This window comes from Duganella rhizosphaerae (assembly GCF_040364205.1).
Taxonomy (GTDB): domain Bacteria; phylum Pseudomonadota; class Gammaproteobacteria; order Burkholderiales; family Burkholderiaceae_D; genus Rugamonas; species Rugamonas rhizosphaerae.
Window position 1 is genome coordinate 355833 of record NZ_BPWK01000006.1, and the last position, 21445, is coordinate 377277.

Annotated in this window: 22 protein-coding genes; 8 read left to right on the plus strand and 14 right to left on the minus strand. The window is 63.3% G+C overall.

Annotated elements, in window-relative coordinates:
• The first annotated feature begins 6 nt into the window (after positions 1-6).
• The gene (locus tag RUGAMON1_RS15840; protein ID WP_445231398.1) at positions 7-1140 is read left to right on the plus strand and encodes a response regulator; all 1134 of its coding nucleotides are present in this window, start codon (positions 7-9) and stop codon (positions 1138-1140) included.
• Here RUGAMON1_RS15840 and RUGAMON1_RS15845 read toward each other — a convergent pair whose 3' ends face one another.
• Together RUGAMON1_RS15845 and RUGAMON1_RS15850 are read right to left on the minus strand one after the other, a co-directional pair.
• Positions 1141-2352 (minus strand): extracellular catalytic domain type 1 short-chain-length polyhydroxyalkanoate depolymerase, encoded by a 1212-nt coding sequence (locus RUGAMON1_RS15845; protein WP_445231442.1) that lies wholly within the window; start codon positions 2350-2352, stop codon positions 1141-1143.
• 33 nt (positions 2353-2385) lie between these two features.
• On the minus strand, positions 2386-2799 hold the full coding sequence (locus tag RUGAMON1_RS15850) for a ribbon-helix-helix domain-containing protein (RefSeq protein WP_116991234.1): 414 nt from the start codon (positions 2797-2799) through the stop codon (positions 2386-2388).
• An 86-nt stretch (positions 2800-2885) separates the two neighbouring features.
• Between RUGAMON1_RS15850 and RUGAMON1_RS15855 the strand changes: the two genes are divergently transcribed.
• From RUGAMON1_RS15855 to RUGAMON1_RS15865, 3 genes are all read left to right on the plus strand, one after another.
• Complete coding sequence (locus RUGAMON1_RS15855) at positions 2886-3116, plus strand: DUF1289 domain-containing protein (RefSeq protein WP_445231399.1); 231 nt, start codon at positions 2886-2888, stop codon at positions 3114-3116.
• Positions 3113-4021: an MBL fold metallo-hydrolase gene (locus RUGAMON1_RS15860; RefSeq protein ID WP_445231400.1), complete on the plus strand. Its 909-nt coding sequence runs from the start codon at positions 3113-3115 to the stop codon at positions 4019-4021. The genes RUGAMON1_RS15855 and RUGAMON1_RS15860 overlap by 4 nt, the downstream gene beginning before the upstream one ends.
• A 110-nt stretch (positions 4022-4131) precedes the next feature.
• Positions 4132-5085: an NAD(P)H-dependent flavin oxidoreductase gene (locus tag RUGAMON1_RS15865; RefSeq protein WP_445231401.1), complete on the plus strand. Its 954-nt coding sequence runs from the start codon at positions 4132-4134 to the stop codon at positions 5083-5085.
• A gap of 11 nt (positions 5086-5096) precedes the next feature.
• Here the strand turns inward: RUGAMON1_RS15865 and RUGAMON1_RS15870 are convergent, their stop codons facing one another.
• The 11 genes from RUGAMON1_RS15870 to RUGAMON1_RS15920 form a co-directional block, all read right to left on the minus strand.
• On the minus strand, positions 5097-6563 hold the full coding sequence (locus RUGAMON1_RS15870; RefSeq protein WP_445231402.1) for an amidohydrolase family protein: 1467 nt from the start codon (positions 6561-6563) through the stop codon (positions 5097-5099).
• A gap of 78 nt (positions 6564-6641) precedes the next feature.
• Entirely contained in the window at positions 6642-7751 is a 1110-nt protein-coding gene (locus tag RUGAMON1_RS15875) for an AraC family transcriptional regulator (protein WP_445231403.1), read from the minus strand.
• A 26-nt stretch (positions 7752-7777) separates the two neighbouring features.
• Positions 7778-8347 (minus strand): hypoxanthine-guanine phosphoribosyltransferase, encoded by a 570-nt coding sequence (locus RUGAMON1_RS15880; protein WP_445231404.1) that lies wholly within the window; start codon positions 8345-8347, stop codon positions 7778-7780.
• Between the two features lie 100 nt (positions 8348-8447).
• Positions 8448-9704: a phenylacetate--CoA ligase family protein gene (locus RUGAMON1_RS15885; protein WP_445231405.1), complete on the minus strand. Its 1257-nt coding sequence runs from the start codon at positions 9702-9704 to the stop codon at positions 8448-8450.
• A gap of 6 nt (positions 9705-9710) precedes the next feature.
• Entirely contained in the window at positions 9711-10058 is a 348-nt protein-coding gene (locus tag RUGAMON1_RS15890) for an MmcQ/YjbR family DNA-binding protein (RefSeq protein ID WP_445231406.1), read from the minus strand.
• Positions 10059-10078: 20 nt separating this feature from the next.
• Positions 10079-10930: an ABC transporter ATP-binding protein gene (locus tag RUGAMON1_RS15895; protein WP_445231407.1), complete on the minus strand. Its 852-nt coding sequence runs from the start codon at positions 10928-10930 to the stop codon at positions 10079-10081.
• Positions 10927-12225: an ABC transporter substrate-binding protein gene (locus RUGAMON1_RS15900; protein WP_445231408.1), complete on the minus strand. Its 1299-nt coding sequence runs from the start codon at positions 12223-12225 to the stop codon at positions 10927-10929. Before RUGAMON1_RS15900 ends, RUGAMON1_RS15895 begins: the two co-directional genes overlap by 4 nt.
• Positions 12226-12259: 34 nt before the next feature.
• Complete coding sequence (locus RUGAMON1_RS15905) at positions 12260-13318, minus strand: branched-chain amino acid ABC transporter permease (RefSeq protein ID WP_445231409.1); 1059 nt, start codon at positions 13316-13318, stop codon at positions 12260-12262.
• A 19-nt stretch (positions 13319-13337) separates the two neighbouring features.
• Positions 13338-14234, minus strand: a complete 897-nt coding sequence (locus RUGAMON1_RS15910) for a branched-chain amino acid ABC transporter permease (protein WP_332852769.1) — start codon at positions 14232-14234, stop codon at positions 13338-13340.
• 2 nt (positions 14235-14236) lie between these two features.
• Positions 14237-15070 carry an ABC transporter ATP-binding protein gene (locus RUGAMON1_RS15915; protein WP_116991432.1) on the minus strand — a complete coding sequence of 278 codons (834 nt, stop codon included), beginning with the start codon at positions 15068-15070 and terminating at the stop codon, positions 14237-14239.
• A gap of 14 nt (positions 15071-15084) precedes the next feature.
• Positions 15085-17031: an AMP-binding protein gene (locus tag RUGAMON1_RS15920; protein WP_445231443.1), complete on the minus strand. Its 1947-nt coding sequence runs from the start codon at positions 17029-17031 to the stop codon at positions 15085-15087.
• A gap of 139 nt (positions 17032-17170) precedes the next feature.
• Between RUGAMON1_RS15920 and RUGAMON1_RS15925 the strand changes: the two genes are divergently transcribed.
• On the plus strand, positions 17171-17860 hold the full coding sequence (locus RUGAMON1_RS15925; RefSeq protein WP_445231410.1) for a Crp/Fnr family transcriptional regulator: 690 nt from the start codon (positions 17171-17173) through the stop codon (positions 17858-17860).
• Between the two features lie 52 nt (positions 17861-17912).
• On the opposite strand, the gene RUGAMON1_RS15930 is transcribed toward RUGAMON1_RS15925, so the two are convergent.
• Positions 17913-18233, minus strand: coding sequence for a Rossmann-fold NAD(P)-binding domain-containing protein (locus RUGAMON1_RS15930; RefSeq protein WP_445231411.1), 321 nt, complete (start codon positions 18231-18233; stop codon positions 17913-17915).
• 364 nt (positions 18234-18597) lie between these two features.
• Between RUGAMON1_RS15930 and RUGAMON1_RS15935 the strand changes: the two genes are divergently transcribed.
• Genes RUGAMON1_RS15935 through RUGAMON1_RS15945 form a run of 3 tightly spaced genes read left to right on the plus strand, consistent with a single transcriptional unit; the run spans position 18598 to position 21437 of the window.
• A complete protein-coding gene (locus tag RUGAMON1_RS15935; protein WP_445231412.1) occupies positions 18598-20412 on the plus strand; it encodes an aminopeptidase P family protein in 1815 nt (604 codons plus the stop codon).
• Positions 20409-20666: a hypothetical protein gene (locus RUGAMON1_RS15940; protein WP_116991218.1), complete on the plus strand. Its 258-nt coding sequence runs from the start codon at positions 20409-20411 to the stop codon at positions 20664-20666. The genes RUGAMON1_RS15935 and RUGAMON1_RS15940 overlap by 4 nt, the downstream gene beginning before the upstream one ends.
• A 24-nt stretch (positions 20667-20690) precedes the next feature.
• Positions 20691-21437, plus strand: coding sequence for an MgtC/SapB family protein (locus tag RUGAMON1_RS15945; RefSeq protein ID WP_445231413.1), 747 nt, complete (start codon positions 20691-20693; stop codon positions 21435-21437).
• The last annotated feature ends 8 nt before the right edge of the window (positions 21438-21445 follow it).

A 21445-nucleotide genomic window follows, 5' to 3' on the forward strand; every position in this document is an offset into this window, starting at 1 on the left:
ACGCCGATGAACGCAAAACCAACGATCCTCGTGGTCGACGATATCCCGGACAACATCGATCTGCTGTGCGCCGTACTGGAAGACGACTACCGCACCAAGATCGCCGTCAACGGCGAGCGCGCCCTGAAGATCGCCAACGGCGAATCCAAGCCGGACTTGATCCTGCTGGACGTGATGATGCCGGGGATGAGCGGCTACGATGTCTGCAAGGCGCTCAAGGCCAATCCCGACACGCGCGACATTCCGGTGATCTTCGTCACCGCGATGAGCGAGGCGGTGGACGAGCAGCTCGGCCTGAGCCTGGGCGCGGCCGACTACATCACCAAGCCGATCTCCGCGCCCATCGTGCAGGCGCGCATCAAGACCCAGCTGTCGATGAAGCGGGTACACGACTTCCTGCGCGACCAGAACAGCTTCCTCGAAACGGAGATCGAAAAGCGCACCCGCGAAATCGGCGCCTTGCAGGACGTGACCATCCACACCATGGCCTCGCTGGCCGAAACGCGCGACAGCGAAACCGGCAACCATATCCGCCGCACCGCGCACTACGTGAAGACGCTGGCGGAAAAGCTGCGCACCAATCCGCGCTTCAGCGATTTTTTGACCGACAAAAACATCGAGCTGCTGTTCAAGTCCGCACCGCTGCACGATATCGGCAAGGTCGGCATCCCGGACCGCATCCTGCTCAAGCCCGGCCGTTTCGAGGGCAACGAGTTCGAGATCATGAAGACCCACACCACGCTGGGCCGCGACGCGATCCGCCAGGCCGAGCGCGAGCTGGGGCTGGAGGTGGACTTCCTCAAGTTCGCCAAGGAGATCGCCTACGGCCACCAGGAGAAATGGGACGGCAGCGGCTATCCCGAAGGCCTGAGCGGCGACAACATCCCGATTTCCGCGCGCCTGATGGCGGTGGCCGACGTGTACGACGCGCTGATCAGCCGCCGCGTCTACAAGGCCGGCATGTCGCATGAGGCGGCGGTGGCCATCATCATCGAGGGACGGGGACAGCACTTCGATCCCGACATGGTCGACGCCTTCCTGGAACTGCAACAGGAATTCATCGACATCGCCAAACGTTACGCGGATTCCGATCACGACATGGAACAGAACCGCGAGAAGATCGAGCGTTTTACGGGGTAATCAGCTGACGGTGCGGAAGAAGCGCAGCATCTCGCGGCTGGCGTCCGGGCCTTTGGCGTCGGTATAGGTGCCGCTGCCGCTGCCGCCGAACCAGGCGTGGCCGGCGCCGTGCACCACCCAGTGTTCGCCGATCGGCGTGCCGTCCGCCTTGGTGTGGGTGGTCTGCGTATAGCGGTGGCCGTTCGGCACACTGCCCGATTGCACCGATGGCTTGCCCTGCTGCCTGTGCAGCAGCTGTTCGATCACCTGCTCGCCGTTGCGCGGATGGACGGTGTTGTCGCTGTCGCCGTGGAAGACGATGATGGGTTGCGAGCCGTCGCCGGCCTTGCGCGGCGACATCACGCCGCGCTTCATGGCCGTCAGCGCCGACGGCAGGTCCTGCGCCGAGGCGAACGGCAGCCCCGAATGCACGCCCACCGCCGCAAACAGTTCCGGATACAGCGTGCCGACGATCACCGCCATCGCGCCGCCCGCCGACAGGCCGGCCACATACACCTGGCGCTCGTTGACCGGATAGTCGTCGATGATTTGCTGGGTAATGCCGGCGATGATCGACGGCTCGCCCTGGCCGCGCTGCTGGTCGATGGCGCTGAACCAGTTCCAGCACTTGCTCTGGTTGGCGTTGGACGTCTGCTCCGGGTAGACCACGAAGCATTCCTTTTCCTCGGCCAGCTGGTTCATTTGCGTGCCGACGGCGAAATCGTCCGGGTTCTGCGTGCAGCCGTGCAGCATCACCAGCAGCGGCATGGCCTGGCCGTGGTAGCTGGCAGGGATGTACAGCTTGTAGTTGCGGGTGCCTGCGTGGTTGGTGTAGCTGCTTTTGATGAATTGCGCGCCGTCCGGCAGCGGCACGGCGGGCGCAGGGTGCATGATGGCGCCGATGTCGATGGCGTGGTCGATATTGGCTTGCAGGTCGACCTTGATGCCCATGCGGTTCAGCATATCCTGCGCGAACTCGGCCGGATGCGTGGCCGGATTCGGCCTGGCGTCGTTGGGCGGCGGTGCGCTTGGTTCCGGCGCTGCCTTGGCCGTCACTTCGGGCGTCGCTTCCGCGGTGGACCGTGGCGGCGGATTGATGTCGCGCATGGTAGGTTGCGAGGGTTGCGCCGGAGCGGCCGGCCGCATGGACGGATGGCCGCGCAGGCTGTCCATCGCTTGCTGGACGGTGGCCGTCGCGTTGATGTTCATTAGCTTTTGTGCCGCCTCGCGCATGTGCGCAAACAGTGGTAATTTCATGATATTCCTTTAATGGATGCGGTTTGCCAGCGCGGTTTTGAGCACGGCGCTGGCGTGCAGCGATCCCAATACAAAAATGGATTCGATCGTTGCCAGTGCCAGTTCGACGGAAACGTCGCTGGCGATGCTGGCCAACCCCAGTACCTGGATTTGCAGCCGTTGTCCCGCCGCCTGGGTAGCTTCCAGGTCGGCGCGAGAATAGTGCTGCATCCCCAGTACCAGACTTTTGCGCGCCACCGTCTGTTTCACGACGTCGGCGTGCTGGTTCAACTGATTGCGGATCGCCGTTCGTATCAAGTCGGTGCGGTTGGAATAAAACCCTTCCTGCACCAACAGGTCAATTTGTCCCAGGTCGATAGGACCGAGGTTGATCGTGATCTTTTCCGATTCAGCGGTCTTCAGTTTTAATTCTTGCTTTGCCATGATTCTCCATCCGGTTACCATCTACATGGATGGTATTATAGGCTTGAAACTCACCAAGTCAAGCGTGTTCGCGGCATAATGGCGGCATGAGTGAACCAGCTAACTTAATTCCCCCCGGCGCGCCGGAATTGGCCACACCGGTGCCGTCGCCCTGCGTCAGCCTGTGTAAAATGGACGAAGATCGCCTGTATTGCATGGGTTGCATGCGCACCATTCCGGAGATCGTCGCCTGGTCCAAGGCGGACGACGACTACAAGCGCGGCGTGTGGGCGGAAATCCGCCGGCGTGAGCAATTAATCAACTTCGACGACGAATGAACGCGCTGCCCGATACCGTCCAGGTGTTTGAGCGGGGTTGGCTGTCGTCCAACAACGTCATGCTGCTGGGCCGCCATGACACGGCCATCATCGACACCGGTTACCTGAGCCACGCACCGCAAACGCTGGAACTGGTGCGCCATGCGCTGCATGGCCGTCATCTCGACCAGATCGTCAACACCCATCTGCACTCCGACCATTGCGGCGGCAACGCCGTCTTGCAGGCGCATTTCGGCAGCCGCACCTCGATCCCGGTGGCAGAGGCGGACAAAGTGCGGCGCTGGGACGTGGAGGCGCTCAGCTTCAAGGCCACCGGCCAGCGCTGCGAACGGTTCACCTTCGACGCCACCATCGCCCCCGGCGACGTGCTGAAGCTGGCGGACATGGAATGGCAGGCGTTGGGCGCGCCCGGCCACGATCCGCATTCGCTGATCTTCTACTGCCCGCAGCAGCGGCTGCTGATTTCGGCGGACGCGCTGTGGGAAAACGGCTTCGGCATCATCTTCCCGGAGCTGGACGGCCAGTCCGGCTTCGCCGAGGAACGCGCCACGCTGGACGTGATCGCCGGGCTAGACGTGCGGCTGGTGATCCCCGGCCACGGCAAGCCGTTCGACGACGTGGCCGGCGCGCTGGCGCGGGCGCGTTCGCGGCTGGACTACCTGGAGGCCGATCCGGTGCGCAACGCGCAGAACGCGCTGAAGGTGCTGCTGAAGTTCCTGCTGCTGGAGCGCCAGCGCATTCCGCTGGCGGACGTGCCGCAGCTGCTGATGGCGATGCCGGTGTTTGAAAAGGCCAATACCAACTTCCTGAAGCAGACACCGGAGCAGGTCGGCGCCTGGGCGGTCGGCCAGCTGGTGCGCGCCGCTGCGGCTCGCGTCGAGGGTGAGTACTTACTGAATGAGTAGCTAAGCGAGTAGTCGCCAGGAAATATAGAGGGAGCCTCCTAGTTTAGGCACGGTCGTACTATTTTCGATCTATAATCGATTTTCCTTAACTCACCGACAGCGAGTTCGCCATGGCCCTGCCAGCAGCGTTGCAAAACCTTTCCCTCCCAGTTATCGCATCCCCGATGTTCATCGCCAGCGGCCCGGCCCTGGTCGCGGCGCAGTGCAAGGCCGGCATCGTCGGCTCCTTCCCGGCGCTGAACGCCCGTCCGGCGGAACTGCTGGACGTGTGGCTGACCGATTTGCAGAAAGAGCTGGCCGAATTCCAGGCCGCCAATCCCGGCAAGCGCGTCGGCCCGATCGCCGTCAACCAGATCGTGCACCAGTCGAACGACCGCCTGGCGCATGACGTGGAAGTCTGCGTCAAGCACCAGATCCCGATCATCATCTCCTCGCTGCGCGCGCCGCCGAAAGAGATGCTGGACGCGATCCACAGCTACGGCGGCATCGTCCTGCATGACGTGGTCTCGATTCGCCACGCCGAGAAGGCGCTGGAAGCGGGCGTCGATGGCCTGATCCTGGTGGCCAGCGGCGCCGGCGGCCATGCCGGCACCTTGTCGCCGTTTGCGCTGGTGGGCGAAATCCGCAAATTCTTCAAGGGCCCGATCGCGCTGTCCGGCTCCATCGCTACCGGCGACGCGATCCTGGCGGCACAGGCGATGGGCGCGGACTTCGCGTACATCGGCTCGCGCTGGCTGGCGACGCAGGAATCGAACGTCAGCGATGACTACCGCAACGCCATCGTGGAATCGACCGCGGCGGACATCGTGTATTCGAACCTGTTCACCGGCGTGCATGGCAACTACCTGAAAAAATCCATCGTCGCCGCCGGCCTGGATCCGGAAGCGCTGCCGCAGGCCGACAAGAGCTCGATGAATTTCGGCTCCAGCAGCGCCAAGGCCTGGCGCGACATCTGGGGCGCAGGCCAGGGCGTGGGGCTGATGGACGACGTGCCGACCACCGCCGAGATGGTGGCGCGCCTGAAGCAGGAATACGACGCTGCGCGCGCCCGTCTGGCCCTGTAAAAACCCCGGATTTATTTGACCGCCAGGCTGCCGCGCGCAGCCTGCTTGCCGCGTACCCAGACCGTGTCGATGCTGTCGTAGGCGCGGATGTCGGCCAGCGGCGACGTCTTCATCAGCACCAGGTTAGCCAGCTTGCCCGCTTCGATGGTGCCCACTTGCGCGTCGATCCTGAAGGTGCGGGCGTTGTTGATGGTGGCCGCCTTGAACAGCTGCGCCAGCGACAGCCCCGCCTTGTGCAGGTCCTGCATCTCCAGGTAGCCGTTCAGGCCGGGGATGTTGCCGTAGGTTGGCGACGACGGCGTATCGGTGCCGAACACGAAGTTGGCGTCCTTGCTGGCCAGGTAGGCCACCACCTGCTGCTGGCGGCGCAGCGGCGCTTCCATTCCCTTTAACACCGCCGCATCGGTTTCATCTTCCGCCAGCTCCTGCTTGAACCATTGGCCCTCGGGCGTCTTGAGCCAGGCCAGCATGGCCGGCGGCAGCAGCTTGGCCAGCGCCGGGTTGTTCAGGTAGGCCGGATCGAAGTAGGCGTTCAGTCCATACAGCACCTGCATCGTCGCCTGGTAGCCGATCTTGCGCTCGGCGATCTTGTCCAGCAGCTGCTTGATCTCAGCCGGCAGTTCCTGTTCCTTGTCCATCGCGCCCCAGTGCCACATGCCGTGCGCCAGCACGTCGACGCCGCCGTTGACGGCAAAAGTCTGCGCCTCGAACGAATTGCCGTGGGTGACCAGCACCAGGCCGTCCTTGCTGGCGGCGCTCCGTACTTCCGCGTACACGGCGGGGCTCATCACCGGCAGGTTGTGCATGGTGCCGAAGCCGTGTTCGAAGTGGGTTTTGACGCAGATGGCATGGTCGGCCTTGACCCGCGCCACGCCCTTGGCGGCGGTGTAGTCTTCCGGCTTGAAGCGGGCGGGGATCTTGTCGGCCTGCGCCGGGTCGTAGATAAAGTTGGAGAACATCTCGAAGCGGCTCTCCGGTGGCGCGTAGGACGAGGGGTAGCCGTTGGCGAACACCAGCGGCGCGCCGCAGTCGTAGACGTCCGGATGCAGTGGCGTGGCCTTCACGCGGTCGATGAATTCGCGGCTGCCGGCGGCCAGGTCGATCACCGTGGTGTAGCCGTAGTAGAGGAAGGAGCGCGGCATCTGCGCGAAGTATTCGGCGGCCATGGTTTTCTTCTGGTCGGCCTGCTCGAAGCTCATGCCGGGGACGGAGTACAGGTGGACGTGCGAGTCGATCAGCCCGGGCGTGAGGAACTGGCCTTTGCCGTCGATGCGGCGGGCGCCGGCCGGCGCTTTCTTGCCCGCGCCGCGTTCGACGCGAACGATGCGCTCGTCTTCGATCAGCACGCTGCCGGTCTCGATGCGATCCAGTTTTTCCGGCGACACCAGCGTGACGTTGGTGATCCAGGTTTGCTGGCCGGCCCAGGCCTGGGCGCAGAGGAGGACGGAAAGGCCGATCAGAATGCGGGTGGTTTTCATGTGAAGCTCCGTGTTGTGAGGAGCCCAGTGTGCCGTCGCACGCTGCGTTTTGCGTCTCAAATGATGATTTGGCACCTGCTACGCGGGTGTTTTGGCCTGGTCGCGGAATTCGCCCGGCGTCATGCCGGTGTGCTTCTTAAATACGCGGTTCATCGCGCTTTTGCTGTTAAATCCTGCCAGTATCGCCAAGTCGAGGATGCTGGCGCTGGCTTGCGCCGGGTCGTGCAAGGCTTGTTTCAGGGCTTCCACACGGTGGCGGTTGAGGAAATCGGCGAAATTGGCGCCGCAGTTCTCGTTGATCAGCTGGGACAGTTCGTGCGGCGTCATCGCCACCTGCGCGGCCAGGTCTTCCAGTTTCAATTCGCCGTTGCGGTAGGGCTGGTCCTGTTCCATGCAGGCGTTCAGCCGCGCGAGGAAGGCGTCGCGGTCGGCTGTGGATAACTGCTTGCTGGCGTAGCGCTGCTTGGGCGGCGGGGGCGGCGGCAGCGCGCGCGGACGATAACCCAGCGGCAGCCGCATCGCCGTGACGGCGGTCGCGAACACGAACAGCATCAGCGAAATGCCGTCCATCGCGTCGGTGGACAGCGGCTGCTCCACGTCCAGCACCGCCATCGCCAGCGCGACGATGCTCAGCGCCGCGCTGACCAGCCACATCCCCATTAGCCGCCGCAGATCGCGCACCAGGTCGGAGTCGGCCGGCACCCGGCCCACCAGCCGGTAGGTGGCGCGGATGTAGGTCAGCAGGATGGCCAGCTTGGCCAGCCCCGCCACGGTCAGGTACCACGGCCAGCCATGCCATTGATGCATCCACGCCAGCTTCTCTTCGGCCGAGCGCAGGTAGAACGGCGTCATCGCCAGCGTGGCAACGGCGAAGGGCAGGAAGTGCAGCAGCGCGCGCCGGCCCAGAGGCTGGTCCGACAGCATCGCGTGCAGGTAGAGATATTGGAGCGGCCCGACCACCAACCCCAGGGTGACGATGGCCAGCGCGCTGTGCGGATACTGCTGATACAGGTGGTTGAGCCCCAGCCAGTTGTGGCCGATGATGGCCGCGAACACCAGCAGCAGCGCCGACAGCAGCCGGTTGGCGGTGCGCATCTCCGGCTGGCGGACGCTGAGCAGCGTCGCCGTCATCAGGAAGGCCTGGCCTATCGCCAGCAGGAACAGCCACGAAAGCATCGCATTGAACATGCCTTCGCCGCCTGCGGTCGTAAGGTTTAGTTCTCGGTCTGGATCGCCCACAGGCCTGGCAGGTTGCGCCAGTAGCCGTAGGCGTCCATGCCGAAGCCCACCACGAAGCGGTTGGGGATGGTGATGCCGACGATGTCGGCCTTGCACGGCTTGGCCTTGCCGATCGCCTTGTCGGCGAAGACGGCCAGCACCACTTCGGCCGCGCCCATGTCCAGCAGGCGCTGTTTGACGTGGGCCAGCGTTTCGCCTTCGTCCAGGATGTCGTCCAGCACGATGACCACGCGGCCGGCCACGTTCGAACGCGGCACCACTTTCCAGACCACTTGTCCGCCCTTGTCGTCGTCGCCGTAGCGGCTGACGTGGATGTAGTCGAATTCGAGCGGGAAGGTCAGTTGCGGCAGCAGGTTGCCCGTGAAGACCACGGCGCCGCCCATCACGCCCAGCACCAGCGGGAAGGATTCGCTGTCCGGTCGGTCGAAACGGGCGTTGAGGTTGTCGGCCATCGCGGTGACGGCCCGGTCGACGTCTGCTTTGGTGAACAGTTCTTCCGCGTTCTCCAGCAGGGCGCGGGCGCGGGTGTGGTGGAAGTCTTGCATGATCTTCGTCGGCTTCTAAAAACAGGTGGTAAGTTCGCTATTATCCGCCATATCCCGCCTCGCCGCATGCCGTTGGTTTTCCACCACAACCAGGCGCAGCCTAGGTGTAATCGCGCACGTCGTCGATCACCTTGCCGTCGTTGGGCAGGCTGCCGATGGTGGCAAACCGCACTTCACCCCGCAATTTGGTCAGGTCGCGTATCGATTCGGTGATGGCGACGGCGCTGGAGGCGCTGGACGGATCGGCCACTTCGCAGTGCAGCGTCATCACGTCCTGCGCCATGTGGCCGGACACCACCAGCCGCGCCTTGACGATTTCCGGATGGCGGCGGGTGACGTCGTGCACCTGCGACGGATGCACGAACATCGCCCGCACCTTGGTGGTCTGGTCGGCGCGGCCCATCCAGCCCTTGATGCGGGTGTTGGTGCGGCCGCAGGGCGAGGGCGGCACGTCGGTCAGGATCGCCGACAGGTCGCCGGTGGCGAAGCGGATCAGCGGGTAGTCCGGATTGAAGAGGGTGACGACCACTTCGCCGATTTCGCCGTCGGGCACGGGATCGCCGCTGCCGGGGCGGACGATCTCCAGTATCAGGTCTTCGTCCAGCACCATGCCCGGATCGCGTACGCCGCCGCTCTGGGTTTCGTAGGCGATGCTGCCGATATCGGCCGATGCGTAGCATTGCAGCACGTGCGGCACGCCGCGCTCGATGAACCAGCTGCGCAGCGATTCCGGCAGCGCCTCGGCGGACATCAAGGCCTGCTGGATGCTGCTGACGTCCGCGCCCAGCTCCTGCGCTTTTTCGATGATGATCTTCAGGAACGACGGCGTGCCGATGTAGGTATCGGGCCGCAAGTGGCCGATGGCCTGCACCTGCATCTCGGTCTGGCCGGCGCCGGCCGGTATCACGGCGCAGCCTATGCGCGCGGCGCCGCCTTCGACCATGAAAGCCGCCGGCGTGAAGTGGTAGGAGAAGCAGTTCTGCAGCAGGCCGCCGGGGCGCACGCCGGCCGCGTACATCGGCCGGGCGAAACGCCACCAGTCCTGGCCGCGTCCTTCGGGATCGAAGATCGGACCGGGCGACATGAACACGCGCGACAGCTGGCCGACCGGCGTGGTATTGAGGCCGCCGAACGGCGCCTGCTGCTTCTGCAAGGCGTGCAGCTCGGACTTGCGCGTCACCGGCAGCGTCGCCAGCGCGGCGCGGCTGTTGATGTCGGCGGCGTTGACGTCGTGCAGGATGCGCGACCAGCCGGCGGCTGCCTTGGCGCGCGCCACCAGCTGCGGCAGGCGTGACATCAGTTCGCGTTCGCGTTGTTCGGGCGAGCGCGTTTCGAGACTGTCGTAGGTATCGGCCATGATTGTTTATCCTTGTATCTCGCGTTGCAGCTTCTTGGTCAGTTTGCCGAACACCAGTTCATAAGAGCGCGTCAGCAGTTCTTTGGCTTCGGCGTCGCTGAGGGTTTTCAAATCCTCGACATATACCCACTTCGCCCGCGCCAGGTAGGGCGCGGGAATGATGCCGGGGCGGTCGGTCAGTTCCAGGAAGCGGTCATCCTCCACCTTGAAGCTGATACCCTTGGCCTTGTCATCCAGCTCGGTGACGGCGAACATCTTCGTCCCGACGGAGAACACGAGATCCGCGCCCCACTTGGTATCCTCGGTCGCGCCGGGAAAGGTGCGGCACAGGGCCTTGGCCTGCTTGATATTCATGCGGTGTGGTCCTTTGTTGCTCAGGCCAGCCAGCGTTTGCGGCGGCGGTAAAATTTCATGTCGCGGAAGCTCTTGCGGCCGGCGGCGGAAACGCCGAGGTAGAACTCCTTGACGTCTTCATTGCTGGCCAGCTCGGAGGCCGCGCCTTCCATCACCACGCGGCCGTTTTCCAGGATGTAACCGAAGTCCGCGTAGCGCAGCGCGATGCTGGTGTTCTGCTCGGCCAGCAGGAAGGACACGTTCTCCTTGCTGTTCAAATCCTTGACGATGCCGAAGATCTCGTCGACGATCTGCGGCGCGATGCCCATCGACGGCTCGTCCAGCAGGATCATCGACGGCTTGGCCATCAGCGCGCGGCCGATGGCGCACATCTGCTGCTCGCCGCCGGAGGTGTAGCCGGCCTGGCTGCTGCGACGCTCGCGCAATCGCGGGAAGTAGTGGTAGACCTTCTCCAGCGACTCCTTCAGCTCCGCCCGCGATGCGCTGCGGGTGTAGGCGCCGGTGAGCAGGTTCTCTTCGATGGTCAGGTGGCCGAAGCAGTGGCGGCCTTCCATCACCTGCGACAGGCCGCGCCGCACCAGTTCATTGGGCGTGAGCTGGTCGATGCGCTCGCCCTTGAACTGGACTTCGCCCTTGGTGACGTCGCCCCGTTCGCCGCGCAGCAACGTGGAGATGGTTTTCAGCGTGGTGGACTTGCCGGCGCCGTTGGCGCCCAGCAGGGCCACGATCTTCCCCTGCGGGACTTGCAGGGACACCCCCTTGAGCACAAGGATCACATGGTCGTAGATCACTTCCACGTTGTTCACGGACAGGTAGGGCGCGGCCGCCGGAGCGGCGGGGTTGCTGGTGCCTGTGCTGGTGGCTGTCATCATTTTGCGCAGGCCGGGGTGATTTTTTTCTCGGCCGCGTAGGCTGCGGAGCTTTCTTCCAGCAGCTTGCGGGTCAGGGCCTTGTCGCCGACGATCCAGTTGGGCGTGATGGCGTTCCACTTCTTGCCGTCCCATTGCTGGACCTTGACCGCGCCCGAGCCTTCATGGTCGTCGCAGCTGGTCTTCACCACCGGCAGCATGCCGAAGGCGCCGATGGCTTTCTGGCGCGCTTCGTCGACGTTCAGGTGTTCCAGGCCCCAGCGCATCTGTTCGCCGGTGACCGGTTTGCCCTTGCCGAATTTGTCCTGCGCGGTACGCATCGCTTCCACCCACAGGATGGCCGCGCTGACGCCGCGCATGTGGTACACGGAGCCGATGCGGCTGCGGTCGGCCAGGTTGCCCTTGCCCGCGTCGTAGAGTTTTTTGTGGATCTCGTCCATCACCGGGTAGTTGCCCGGCGTGTTGAAGGTCATCGCGCTGTAGCCCTTGGCGGCGTCGCCGGCCGGCACGGTGTCCTCTTCGGAGCCGGCCCACCACACGCCCAGCAGCTTCTCGCGCGGGATGCCGTTGCGCTGCGCGGTCTTGATGGCGACCGCGTTCATCGAACCCCAGCCCCACAGGATCACGTGGTCCGGATTGGCCTGGCGGATTTGCAGCCATTGCGATTGCTGCTCGGTGCCCGGCGGCGTGACGGGAACCTTGATCAGGTCGAAGCCGTACTGCTTGGACAAGGCCTCCAGCACCGGCAAGGGCTCCTTGCCGAATGCCGAGTCGTGGTACAGGTAGGCGATCTTCTTGCCCTTCAGTTTGTCCATGCCGCCGTTTTTGTCGCCGAGGTATTTGATCATCGCGGCGGCCTGGTTCCAGTAGCTGGTAATCAGCGGGAACACATAGGGGAAGACCTTGCCGTTGGCGGCGTCCGAGCGGCCGTAGCCGATCATCGTCATCGGGATTTTATCGGTCGGCAGGCGATCGAGTACGCCGTAGGCGACGCCGGTGGACAATGGCTCGACCAGCGTGGCGCCGCCGTTCTTGGTCTTCAGGCGCTCGTAGCATTCGACGCCGCGCGAAGGGTTGTATTCGGTCTCGCACTCTTCCCACGAGATCTTCACGCCGTTGACGCCGCCCGCCAGGTTGACCAGGTTGAAGTAGTCGATGATGCCGCCGTAAAAGCCGGAACCGCCCGCCGCATAAGGGCCTACGCGATACGAGGGCAGGGCGACGTATTGGTCCTGCGCCCACGCCGTAACGGATGCCGCCAGTGTGAGTCCAACTACCAGGGATGCGATGCGTTTCATTGTCTTCTCCTCCAGGTTATTGTTTTGTATGCGCTCAGTGCGGGAACGGCCACAGACGCAGTTTCTCTTTACCGATTTGCCATAAACGCGCCAGACCGTGCGGTTCCACGATCAGGAAAAATATAATCAGGGCGCCGAACACCATCAGCTCCAGGTTGGACGCCACGCTGGTCGGCAGCGCCAGGCTGTGGGCGAAAATATTCAGGAACACCGGCAGCAGCACGATGAACGCCGCGCCGAGGAAGGAGCCGAGCACCGAACCGACGCCGCCGATGATCACCATGAACAGGATGCGGAACGACAGGTCGAGGTTGTAGGCTTCTGGCTCCACCGTACCGAGGTAGGCATAGGCGTACAGCGCGCCGGCCACGCCGCAGTAGAAGGAGCTGACCGCGAAGGCCAGCAGCTTGGTGCGCATCAGCCGGAAGCCGATCACCTCGGCCGCCACGTCCATGTCGCGCACCGCCATCCATGAGCGGCCGACGTTGGAGCGGATCATGTTCTTGGCCAGCAGAGCCATCACGGCCACCACGCCCAGCACCAGCAGGTACTTGCGGCCCGGGGTGTCGAACTGGTAGCCGAGGATGGCGATCTTCTGCGCGGTGATCACGCCGGAGCTGCTGTAATTGGTCAGGTAGGGAATCTTGGTCAGGCACCACACCACGAAGAACTGCGTGGCCAGCGTGGAGGCGGCCAGGTAGAAGCCGCGTATCCGCAGCGACGGCAGGCCGAAGGCGATGCCGACCATCGCCGCGCTCAAGCCGCCCAGCACGAAGGCCAGCAGCACCGGCAGGCCGGGCAGCCGCGCCAGGAAGTTGTACGAGGCGAAGGCGCCGACCGCCATGAAGGCCGCCGTGCCCAGCGACAGCTGGCCCGCGTAGCCGGTCAGGATGTTCAGTCCCAGCGCGGCCAGCGAGAAAATCAGGAAGGGGATCAGGATCGCCGACAAGGTGTACGGCGATGCGAACAGCGGCACCACCACGATCGCCACGGCCAGCAACGCGAACAGCGCGATGCGGTCCTGCAGGATCGGGAAGATCTGGCTGTCGGCCTGATAGCTGGTTTTAAATTGTCCTGCTTCGCGGTAGAGCATCGTTTTTACCTTTACTCTCTCAGATTCTGCGGATGATTTTTTCGCCGAACAGGCCTTCCGGGCGCACCAGCAGGAACAACAACGCCAGCACATACGGGAACCAGCCTTCGATGCCGCCGCCGACCAGCGGGCCGATATACACCTCGGCCATTTTTTCGGAGGCGCCGATAATCAGGCCGCCGACGATCGCCCCCGGCATCGACGTGAAGCCGCCGAGGATCAGCACCGGCAGCGCCTTCAGCGCCACGAAGGTCAGCGCGAACTGCACGCCGTTGCGGGCGCCCCACAGCAGGCCGGCCACCAGCGCGACCAACCCGGCCACCGCCCACAGCACCGCCCAGATGCGTTGCAGCGGGATGCCGACGGCCAGCGCGGCCTGGTGATCGTCCGCCACCGCGCGCAGTGCGCGGCCCACCTTGGTCTTGGAGAACAGCAGTGCCAGCGCCGTCACCAGCAGGCCGCAGACGGCGGCCGCCATGATGTCGAACTGCGAGACCAGGATGTTAAATTTGTTCATCAGGTATTCGGACGGCACGTCCTCGATCGGCAGCTCCAGCTTGTGCACCTGCGAGCCCCACATCAACTGCGCCAGGCCTTCGATGAAGAACGCCAGGCCGATGGTGGCCATGAACAGCGTGATCTCCGGCTGGTTCACCAGCGGCCGCAGCACCACGCGCTCGATGGCGATGCCGAGCAGGATCATGACGACGATGGTCAGCGGGATCGCCACCCACAGCGACACGCCGAACTTGTCGACGATGCCGACGCAGGTCAGCGCGGCGAAGAACACCATCGCGCCCTGGGCGAAGTTGAATACGCCGGAGGCCTTGTAGATCAGCACAAAGCCGATCGCCACCAGCGCGTACATCACGCCGGACAGCAGGCCGCCGATCAGCACCTCAAAGAAAAAGTTCACGTTCATTCGCAGGCCTTTCCGAGGTAGGCGTTGATCACGTCCTGGTTGCAGCGGATGTCGTCGGGCGTGCCGTCGCCGATTTTCTTGCCGTAGTCGAGCACCACCACGCGGTCCGAGATGTCCATCACCACGCCCATGTCATGCTCGATCAGCACGATGGTGGTGCCGAATTGGTCGTTGACGTCGAGGATGAAGCGGCACATGTCCTGTTTCTCTTCGACGTTCATGCCGGCCATGGGTTCATCGAGCAGCAGGATTTCCGGTTCTGCCGCCAGCGCCCGGCCCAGCTCCACGCGCTTTTGCAGGCCGTAGGGCAGGCGGCCCACCGGCGTCTTGCGGATCGCCTGGATCTCCAGGAAGTCGATGATCTCCTCGGCCTTGACGCGGTGGGCGATTTCCTCGCGCCGCGCCGGGCCCCAGTACAGGGCCTGCATCAGGAAGTTGGATTTCATCTTCAGGTTACGGCCGGTCATGATGTTGTCGAGGACCGTCATGCCCTTGAACAGAGCGATATTCTGGAAGGTGCGGGCGATGCCGGATTTGGCGGCCGCGTGGCAGTCCATGTTCTTGCGGTGTTCGCCGCGGTAGATGATCTCCCCCTGCTGCGGGCGGTACACGCCGTTGATCACGTTGAGCATCGAGCTTTTGCCGGCGCCGTTCGGGCCGATGATGGCGCGGATCTCGTGCTGCTTCACATCGAAGGAGATGTCGGTCAGCGCCTTCACGCCGCCGAACGACAGCGAGATATTTTTCAGGTCGAGGATCACCGGGCCGATTTTCCGGCGGCCGGGGTCTGCGTCCGCACCGAAGTGGGTGTCTGGTTCGTTCATTTGCATGGTGGCTTCCTCGATCATGCCGCTGCTTTGATGGCAGGGAAGGTCTTGCTGGACTCGATCTTCAGGTCCGCCGCCACCAGCCCGCTGCGTCCATCCTCGAACTTGACCTGCGTTTCGATGTACTGCGACTGCTTGCCGCTGTAGAGCGCATCGATCAGCACCGCGTACTTCTCGGCGATGAACTTGCGGCGCACCTTGCGGGTGCGGGTCAGCTCATCGTCGTCGGGATCGAGCTCCTTGTGCAGCACCAGGTAGCGGTGGATCTGCGTGTCGCTCATCATCGGTTCGGCCGCCAGGTCGGCGTTGACCTGCTCGATGCAGTCGCGCACCAGGCCATACACCTGCGGGTGCGCGGCCAGGTCGGTGTAGCCGGAGTAGGCGATGCTGCGGCGTTCGGCCCAGTTGCCCACGGCTTCCATGTCGATATTGATGAAGGCGCAGACCTCGTCGCGTTTGTCGCCGAACACCACCGCCTCCTTGATGAAGGGGAAGAACTTGAGTTTGTTCTCCACATAGTTGGGCGCGAAGATGGCGCCGCCGTTCATCTTGCCGACGTCCGCCGCCCGGTCGATGATCTTCAGGTGGCCTTCGTTGTCGAACAGGCCGGCGTCGCCGGTGTGGAAGTAGCCTTCGGCGTCGATCGCTTCGTTGGTGGCGTCGGGGCGCTTGTAGTAACAGTCCATCAATGTTGGCGACCTGACCAGCACCTCGCCGTTGTCGGCCAGTTTGACTTCGACCCCTGGCGCCGGCAGGCCGACGCTGTCGAACTTGATCTGGCCGTCCGGTTGCAGACATATATAAGCGCAGGTTTCGGTGGAGCCGTAGAACTGCTTCAGGTTGACGCCGATGGAGCGGTAGAAGCGGAACAGATCCGGGCCGATCGCGGCGCCGGCGGTGTAGGCGACCCGCACGCGCGACAGTCCGAGCACGTTTTTCAGCGGGCCGTAGACCAGCACCTTGCCCACCGCGTAGGCCAGGCGGTCGGACAGCGGCACCGGCTTGCCGTCCAGGATGGCGGCGCCGCTGCGGCGCGCCACCGCCATGAAGTGATGGAACATGCGGCGCTTGATGGCGCCGGCGTCCTCCATCCGTATCATCACGGTGGTCAGCATGTTCTCGAACACGCGCGGCGGGGCGAAGTAATAAGTAGGGCCGATTTCGCGCATGTCGGTCATGACGGTGTCGCCGGATTCGGGGCAGTTGACGGTGAAGCCGGCCGTCATCGCCTGGGCGAAGGAGAACAGGCAGTCGCCCACCCAGGCCATCGGCAGGTAGGACAGGATGTCTTCCTCGTCGGTGAGGTTCTCGAAACCGACGCCGCCGGTGCCGGCCGCGATCAGCGCGCTGTGGGTCTGGCACACGCCTTTGGGCTTGCCGGTGGTGCCGGAGGTGTACAGGATGATGGCGTTGTCGCTGCCCTTGCCGGCTTGGACGGCGGCGTCGAACATGCCGGGATTGGCCTTGTCCCAGTCGCGGCCCAGCTCTTGCAGGCGGGCGAAGGACAGCAGGCCTTGCTGGCGGTAGTGGCGCATGCCGCGCTCGTCGTCGTAGGCCACGTGGGCGACATGCGGGTACAGGCTTTGCAATTCCGTCAACTTGTCGACCTGTTCCTGGTCTTCGACGATGGCGTAGCGGATTTCGGCGTTTTCCAGCACGTAGGCCATGTCGGCGGCGGGGGCGTCCTGGTACAGCGGCACCGGCACGCCGCCCAGGCATTGAGCGGCCAGCATCGACCAGTACAGGCGGGGGCGGTTGTCGCCGATGATGGCCAGGTTCATGCCGCGCTGGAAGCCGATGGCGGCCAGGCCGCAGGCCAGAGCGCGCACTTCGTCGTTGACCTGGGCCCAGGTCCAGCTTTGCCAGATACCCAGGTATTTTTCGCGGAATGCGGGTTTCCCCGGGCGGAGCTGACCGTGGGTCAGCAGCCAGCGCGGGAACGTCTCGTTCTGTGTATGCACCAGTGTCTCCTGTTGCTGTTTGCTCGTACTTGTTAAACTTCTGATACGGCAGCCTTTTTATGTGATGATATTAGCCTGCCGCCGACACTCAGGTTGTCTTTTCGGCGACATTTGACCGAACTTTCCATATTGCGTTGCAATAATGCCTAATCGACATCATATTACCCTCAAGGAAGCATTGCGCACGGCGATCTGGGCCCAGGGCCTGACGCCTGAACAAATGGCGCGTGTCGAGGCCGAAACCTTTGAAACATTTGTTCCGAAGGGCGGTTATGTTTGCCGCAAGGGGGAAATGGTCGAGCATTGGCTGGGGATTATGGAGGGCATGGTCAAGATGACTAATTTCTCGGCGGCCGGTAAAAGCGTGTCATTTACCGGCGTGCCACCCGGCGGCTGGTTTGGCGAGGGTTCGATATTAAAGCGGGAGATACTAAAATACGACGCGATGACATTGCGCGATAGCCGTATCGCCCGTATGCCGATGTCCACTTTTCACTGGTTGCTGGATACCAGTCTGCCATTCACGCGGTTTTTATTGATGCAGCTGAATGAGCGGCTGGGGCAGTTTATCGGCATGGTGGAAAATGACCGCCTATTAAATCCCGATACCCGTGTGGCGCGTTGTCTGGTTTCCATGTTCAATTCCCATCTTTATCCGGGATTGGAGAAACTGGTGCAGATATCGCAGGAAGAGTTGGGCCTGCTGTCCGGCGCTTCGCGCCAGCGCGCCAATCAGGCGTTACAGCTGCTGGAGAAACAAGGCTTATTAAGTCTTGATTATGGCGGTATCCGCATACTCGACCTCGAAGGCCTGCGCCGCTACGAGGCCTGAGCACCACTTCCCTTGGTTATGAATCTCCGATCGGGGAAGTTTTGCCCTTAAATCATGCTAGTTTTTGGCGTGTTCGCGCCAGATTCCAGCTTTTGGCGGTCGTCAGGCGATGGTTGGCAGCGTTCCGCCCGCCGGCGCATTCGCTGGCCAGGAAGGTGACGACATTGGCGATTTGATGGGGTTTAGCCAGACGGTGAATAAGCGATGACGGTTTATTCCCGTTCATAAACTGGCGTTCAGCCTCGGTATAAGACAATTCAGAATTGACGGAAGAAATAAAAATTTTCAGGCCTTCTTTTTCAGTCGGGTCGGGTAATGCCGAGTGGACCGTCACTTGGGTGCCTTTGGTTAATTTCACCAAACTGCGCGACATGGATAATTGGATCGCCTTGCATCGTGGCATCGGCGTCAAAAGTACGTGCCGGCCGCACGCTGAAAAGAAGTCGCTCAGTGCATAAGTTCCATGTTATTCACAAGGATGTCGATCCCGGGGTATTTAGCGACGGATATGTTTTCGCTGCCTGCATTACTCATGTCCGTCGCCAGCGGTAATGCCCAGCCACCGTCGAATTTCTGATTAAATGTTTCCACCGCTTGATTGATGCTAGCGATGGCGTGGCTAATGCCAGCGGTGGATGCGATGCGCGGGTAATTCGGAGACCTATGTCCCGAGCAATCGCGGTATCATAGCGACAAGCTATGCCGCATCGGCGGCGCACCGGAAATTGACCTCAGCCATGCATATTCCAGAAACCTCCCATGTCGTCGAGCGCCTGGTGCTGTTGCGCGCGGCGATGCATCAACAGCAAATCGACGCGCTGATCGTGCCGTCCGCCGATCCCCATTTGTCCGAATATTTGCCGGCCCGCTGGCAGGGCCGCGAATGGCTGTCCGGTTTCACCGGCTCGGTCGGCACCTTCATCATCACGCCGGAATTTGCCGGCATCTGGACCGACGCCCGTTACTGGACCCAGGCCGACCAGCAACTGGCCAATACCGGCATCCAGCTGATGAAGCTGACCTCCGGCGCCAGCGTGCAATATGTCGACTGGCTGGCCGCGACCCTGAAGCCTGGCCAGACGGCTGCGGTCGACGGCGCGGTGCTCGGCCTGTCCATCGCCCGGCTGCTGGAAACGGCGCTGCGCGCTAAAAACGTCACGCTGCGCACCGATCTCGATCTGCTGGACCAGGTCTGGAGCGGCCGTCCGGCGCTGCCGGCCGCGCCGGTGTACGAGCATCTGCCGCCGTTCGCATCGCAAACCCGTGCCGAAAAACTTGTCAATTTGCGCACAACGATGCAGCAGCTGGGCGCGCAGAACCACCTGATCTCGACGCTGGACGATATCGCCTACCTGTTCAACCTGCGCGGCGCCGACGTCAATTACAACCCGATTTTCCTGTCGCACGCGCTGATCGGCCGAACCCGCGCCACGCTGTTCGTCGCCGACGGCAAGGTCTCGCCCACGCTGCGCGCCACACTGGCGGAGGACGGCGTCGATATCGCGCCCTACCAATCAGCCGCCGCCGCGCTGGCCGGGCTGCCGGCCGACAGCACCTTGCTAATTGATCCGCGCCGCCTCACCTACGGCACGCGCCAGTGGATACCGGCCACGGTCGAGGTGATCGAGGCGATCAACCCGACCACCTTCGCCAAATCGAAGAAAAGCGAGGCCGATGCGGCGCACGTGCGCGCCACCATGGAGCAGGACGGCGCCGCCCTGTGCGAATTCTTCACCTGGCTGGAGCAGACGCTGGCCGATCCGCAGCGTCCGCCGCTGACCGAACTGGCCATCGACCGTGAAATCACGGCCGCGCGCGCGCGCCGTCCTGGCTTCGTCAGCCCCAGTTTCTCCACCATCGCCGGCTTCCGCTCCAACGGCGCGATCATGCATTACCGCGCCACCGAAGCCCAGCACTCCGTCATCGAAGGCGATGGCCTGTTGCTGATCGACTCCGGCGGCCAGTATGTGGGCGGCACCACCGACATCACCCGCGTGGTCGGCGTCGGCGCCATCACGGACGAGCACAAACGTGATTTCACGCTGGTGCTCAAGGGCGTGATCGCCCTGTCCTCGGCGCGCTTCCCGCGCGGGACCAAGTCGCCGATGCTCGACGCCATCGCCCGCGCGCCGTTGTGGGCCGAAGGCATGGACTTCGGCCACGGCACCGGCCACGGCGTCGGCTACTTCCTCAACGTGCACGAAGGCCCGCAGTCGATTTCGCAATCGGCGATGCCGGAGCCGCACACCGCCATGGAGCCAGGCATGATTACATCGATAGAACCGGGCTTGTACCGCCCCGGCAAGTGGGGCATCCGGATTGAAAACCTGGTGCTGAACCGTCCCGCGGGGCAGACCGAGTTCGGCGAATTCCTCGATTTCGAAACGCTGACCCTGTGCCCGATCGACACCCGCTGCATCGAGCTCTCGCTGCTGCGCGACGACGAGAAACGTTGGCTGAACGACTATCACGCCACGGTGCGCCAGCGTTTGGCTCCGCTGCTGTCCGGCGCCGCGCTGGCCTGGCTGCAAACCCGCACGGAGGCGCTATGAGCGGCCGCGCAACCCGGGCCACGACGGCCGTCGACCGTCTCAAGGTTCGTAGTGGAAATGCCAAGTATTCGATGTCGCGCACCGGCAGCGGCCATTTCTTCCTGACCGAAGGCCCCGGCCAGCCGCCGCTGTGCGCGCCGCTGGAGCTCGACGATTTCGTCGCCTTCGTCAACGGCATTTCGCCGGGGCCGCCCCGGCGCGTCAGCAAGCTCGATGTCGCGTTTGAAAAACAGCTCGTTAAAAAAACACCATAGCGCCACCGCTGAAAGAGACCACGCATGCCACCGATCGAGTTCCTGTTTGCTTACTGGTCCGCCCATGAAATCGCCACCAACGGCGTAATCTTGCTGAATCTGGTCGGCGCGTTGCTGCTCGGCCTGATGGTCGGTTACGAGCGTTCGTATCATGGTCGAGCGGCAGGCATGCGCACTTACGGGCTGGTATGCATGGCGTCCGCCGCGCTGACGGTGATCGGCGGCTATCCCGGCGAGTGGTTCGGCGGCCATGCCGGCCACACCATCCTGACCTCCGACCCGACCCGCATCGTGCAAGGCATCGTCACCGGCATCGGCTTCCTCGGGGCCGGCGTCATCATGCGCGAAGGCTTTAATATCAGCGGCCTGACGACGGCGGCCTCGATCTGGGCCTCGTCGGTGATCGGCGTGATGGTCGGCGTCGGCTTCTACCTGGGCGCGATGGGGCTGGCGGCGCTGTGCGCCGGCGCGATGATCCTGCTGACCAGGGTCGAGGCCTGGTTGCCGTCGCGGCATGCGATCGCGATCACCATGCGCTTCAAGGCAGGCTATCTGCCGCAGGAACCGGCGCTGCGGCAGATGGCGCTGCAACGCGGCTATGAAATCGCCGGCGGCTCGCTGATGATAGGCAGCGACGGCGGCATGCAGGAATGGCGTTTCGTCGCCATCGCGCTGAGCAAGCGTAGCGGCGCGCCGATGTCGGTGCTGTCGGCCGAGCTGGCGCAATTCGACGGCATCCACAGCTTCCAACTATCGCACGCACGCAACTGAACACGAAC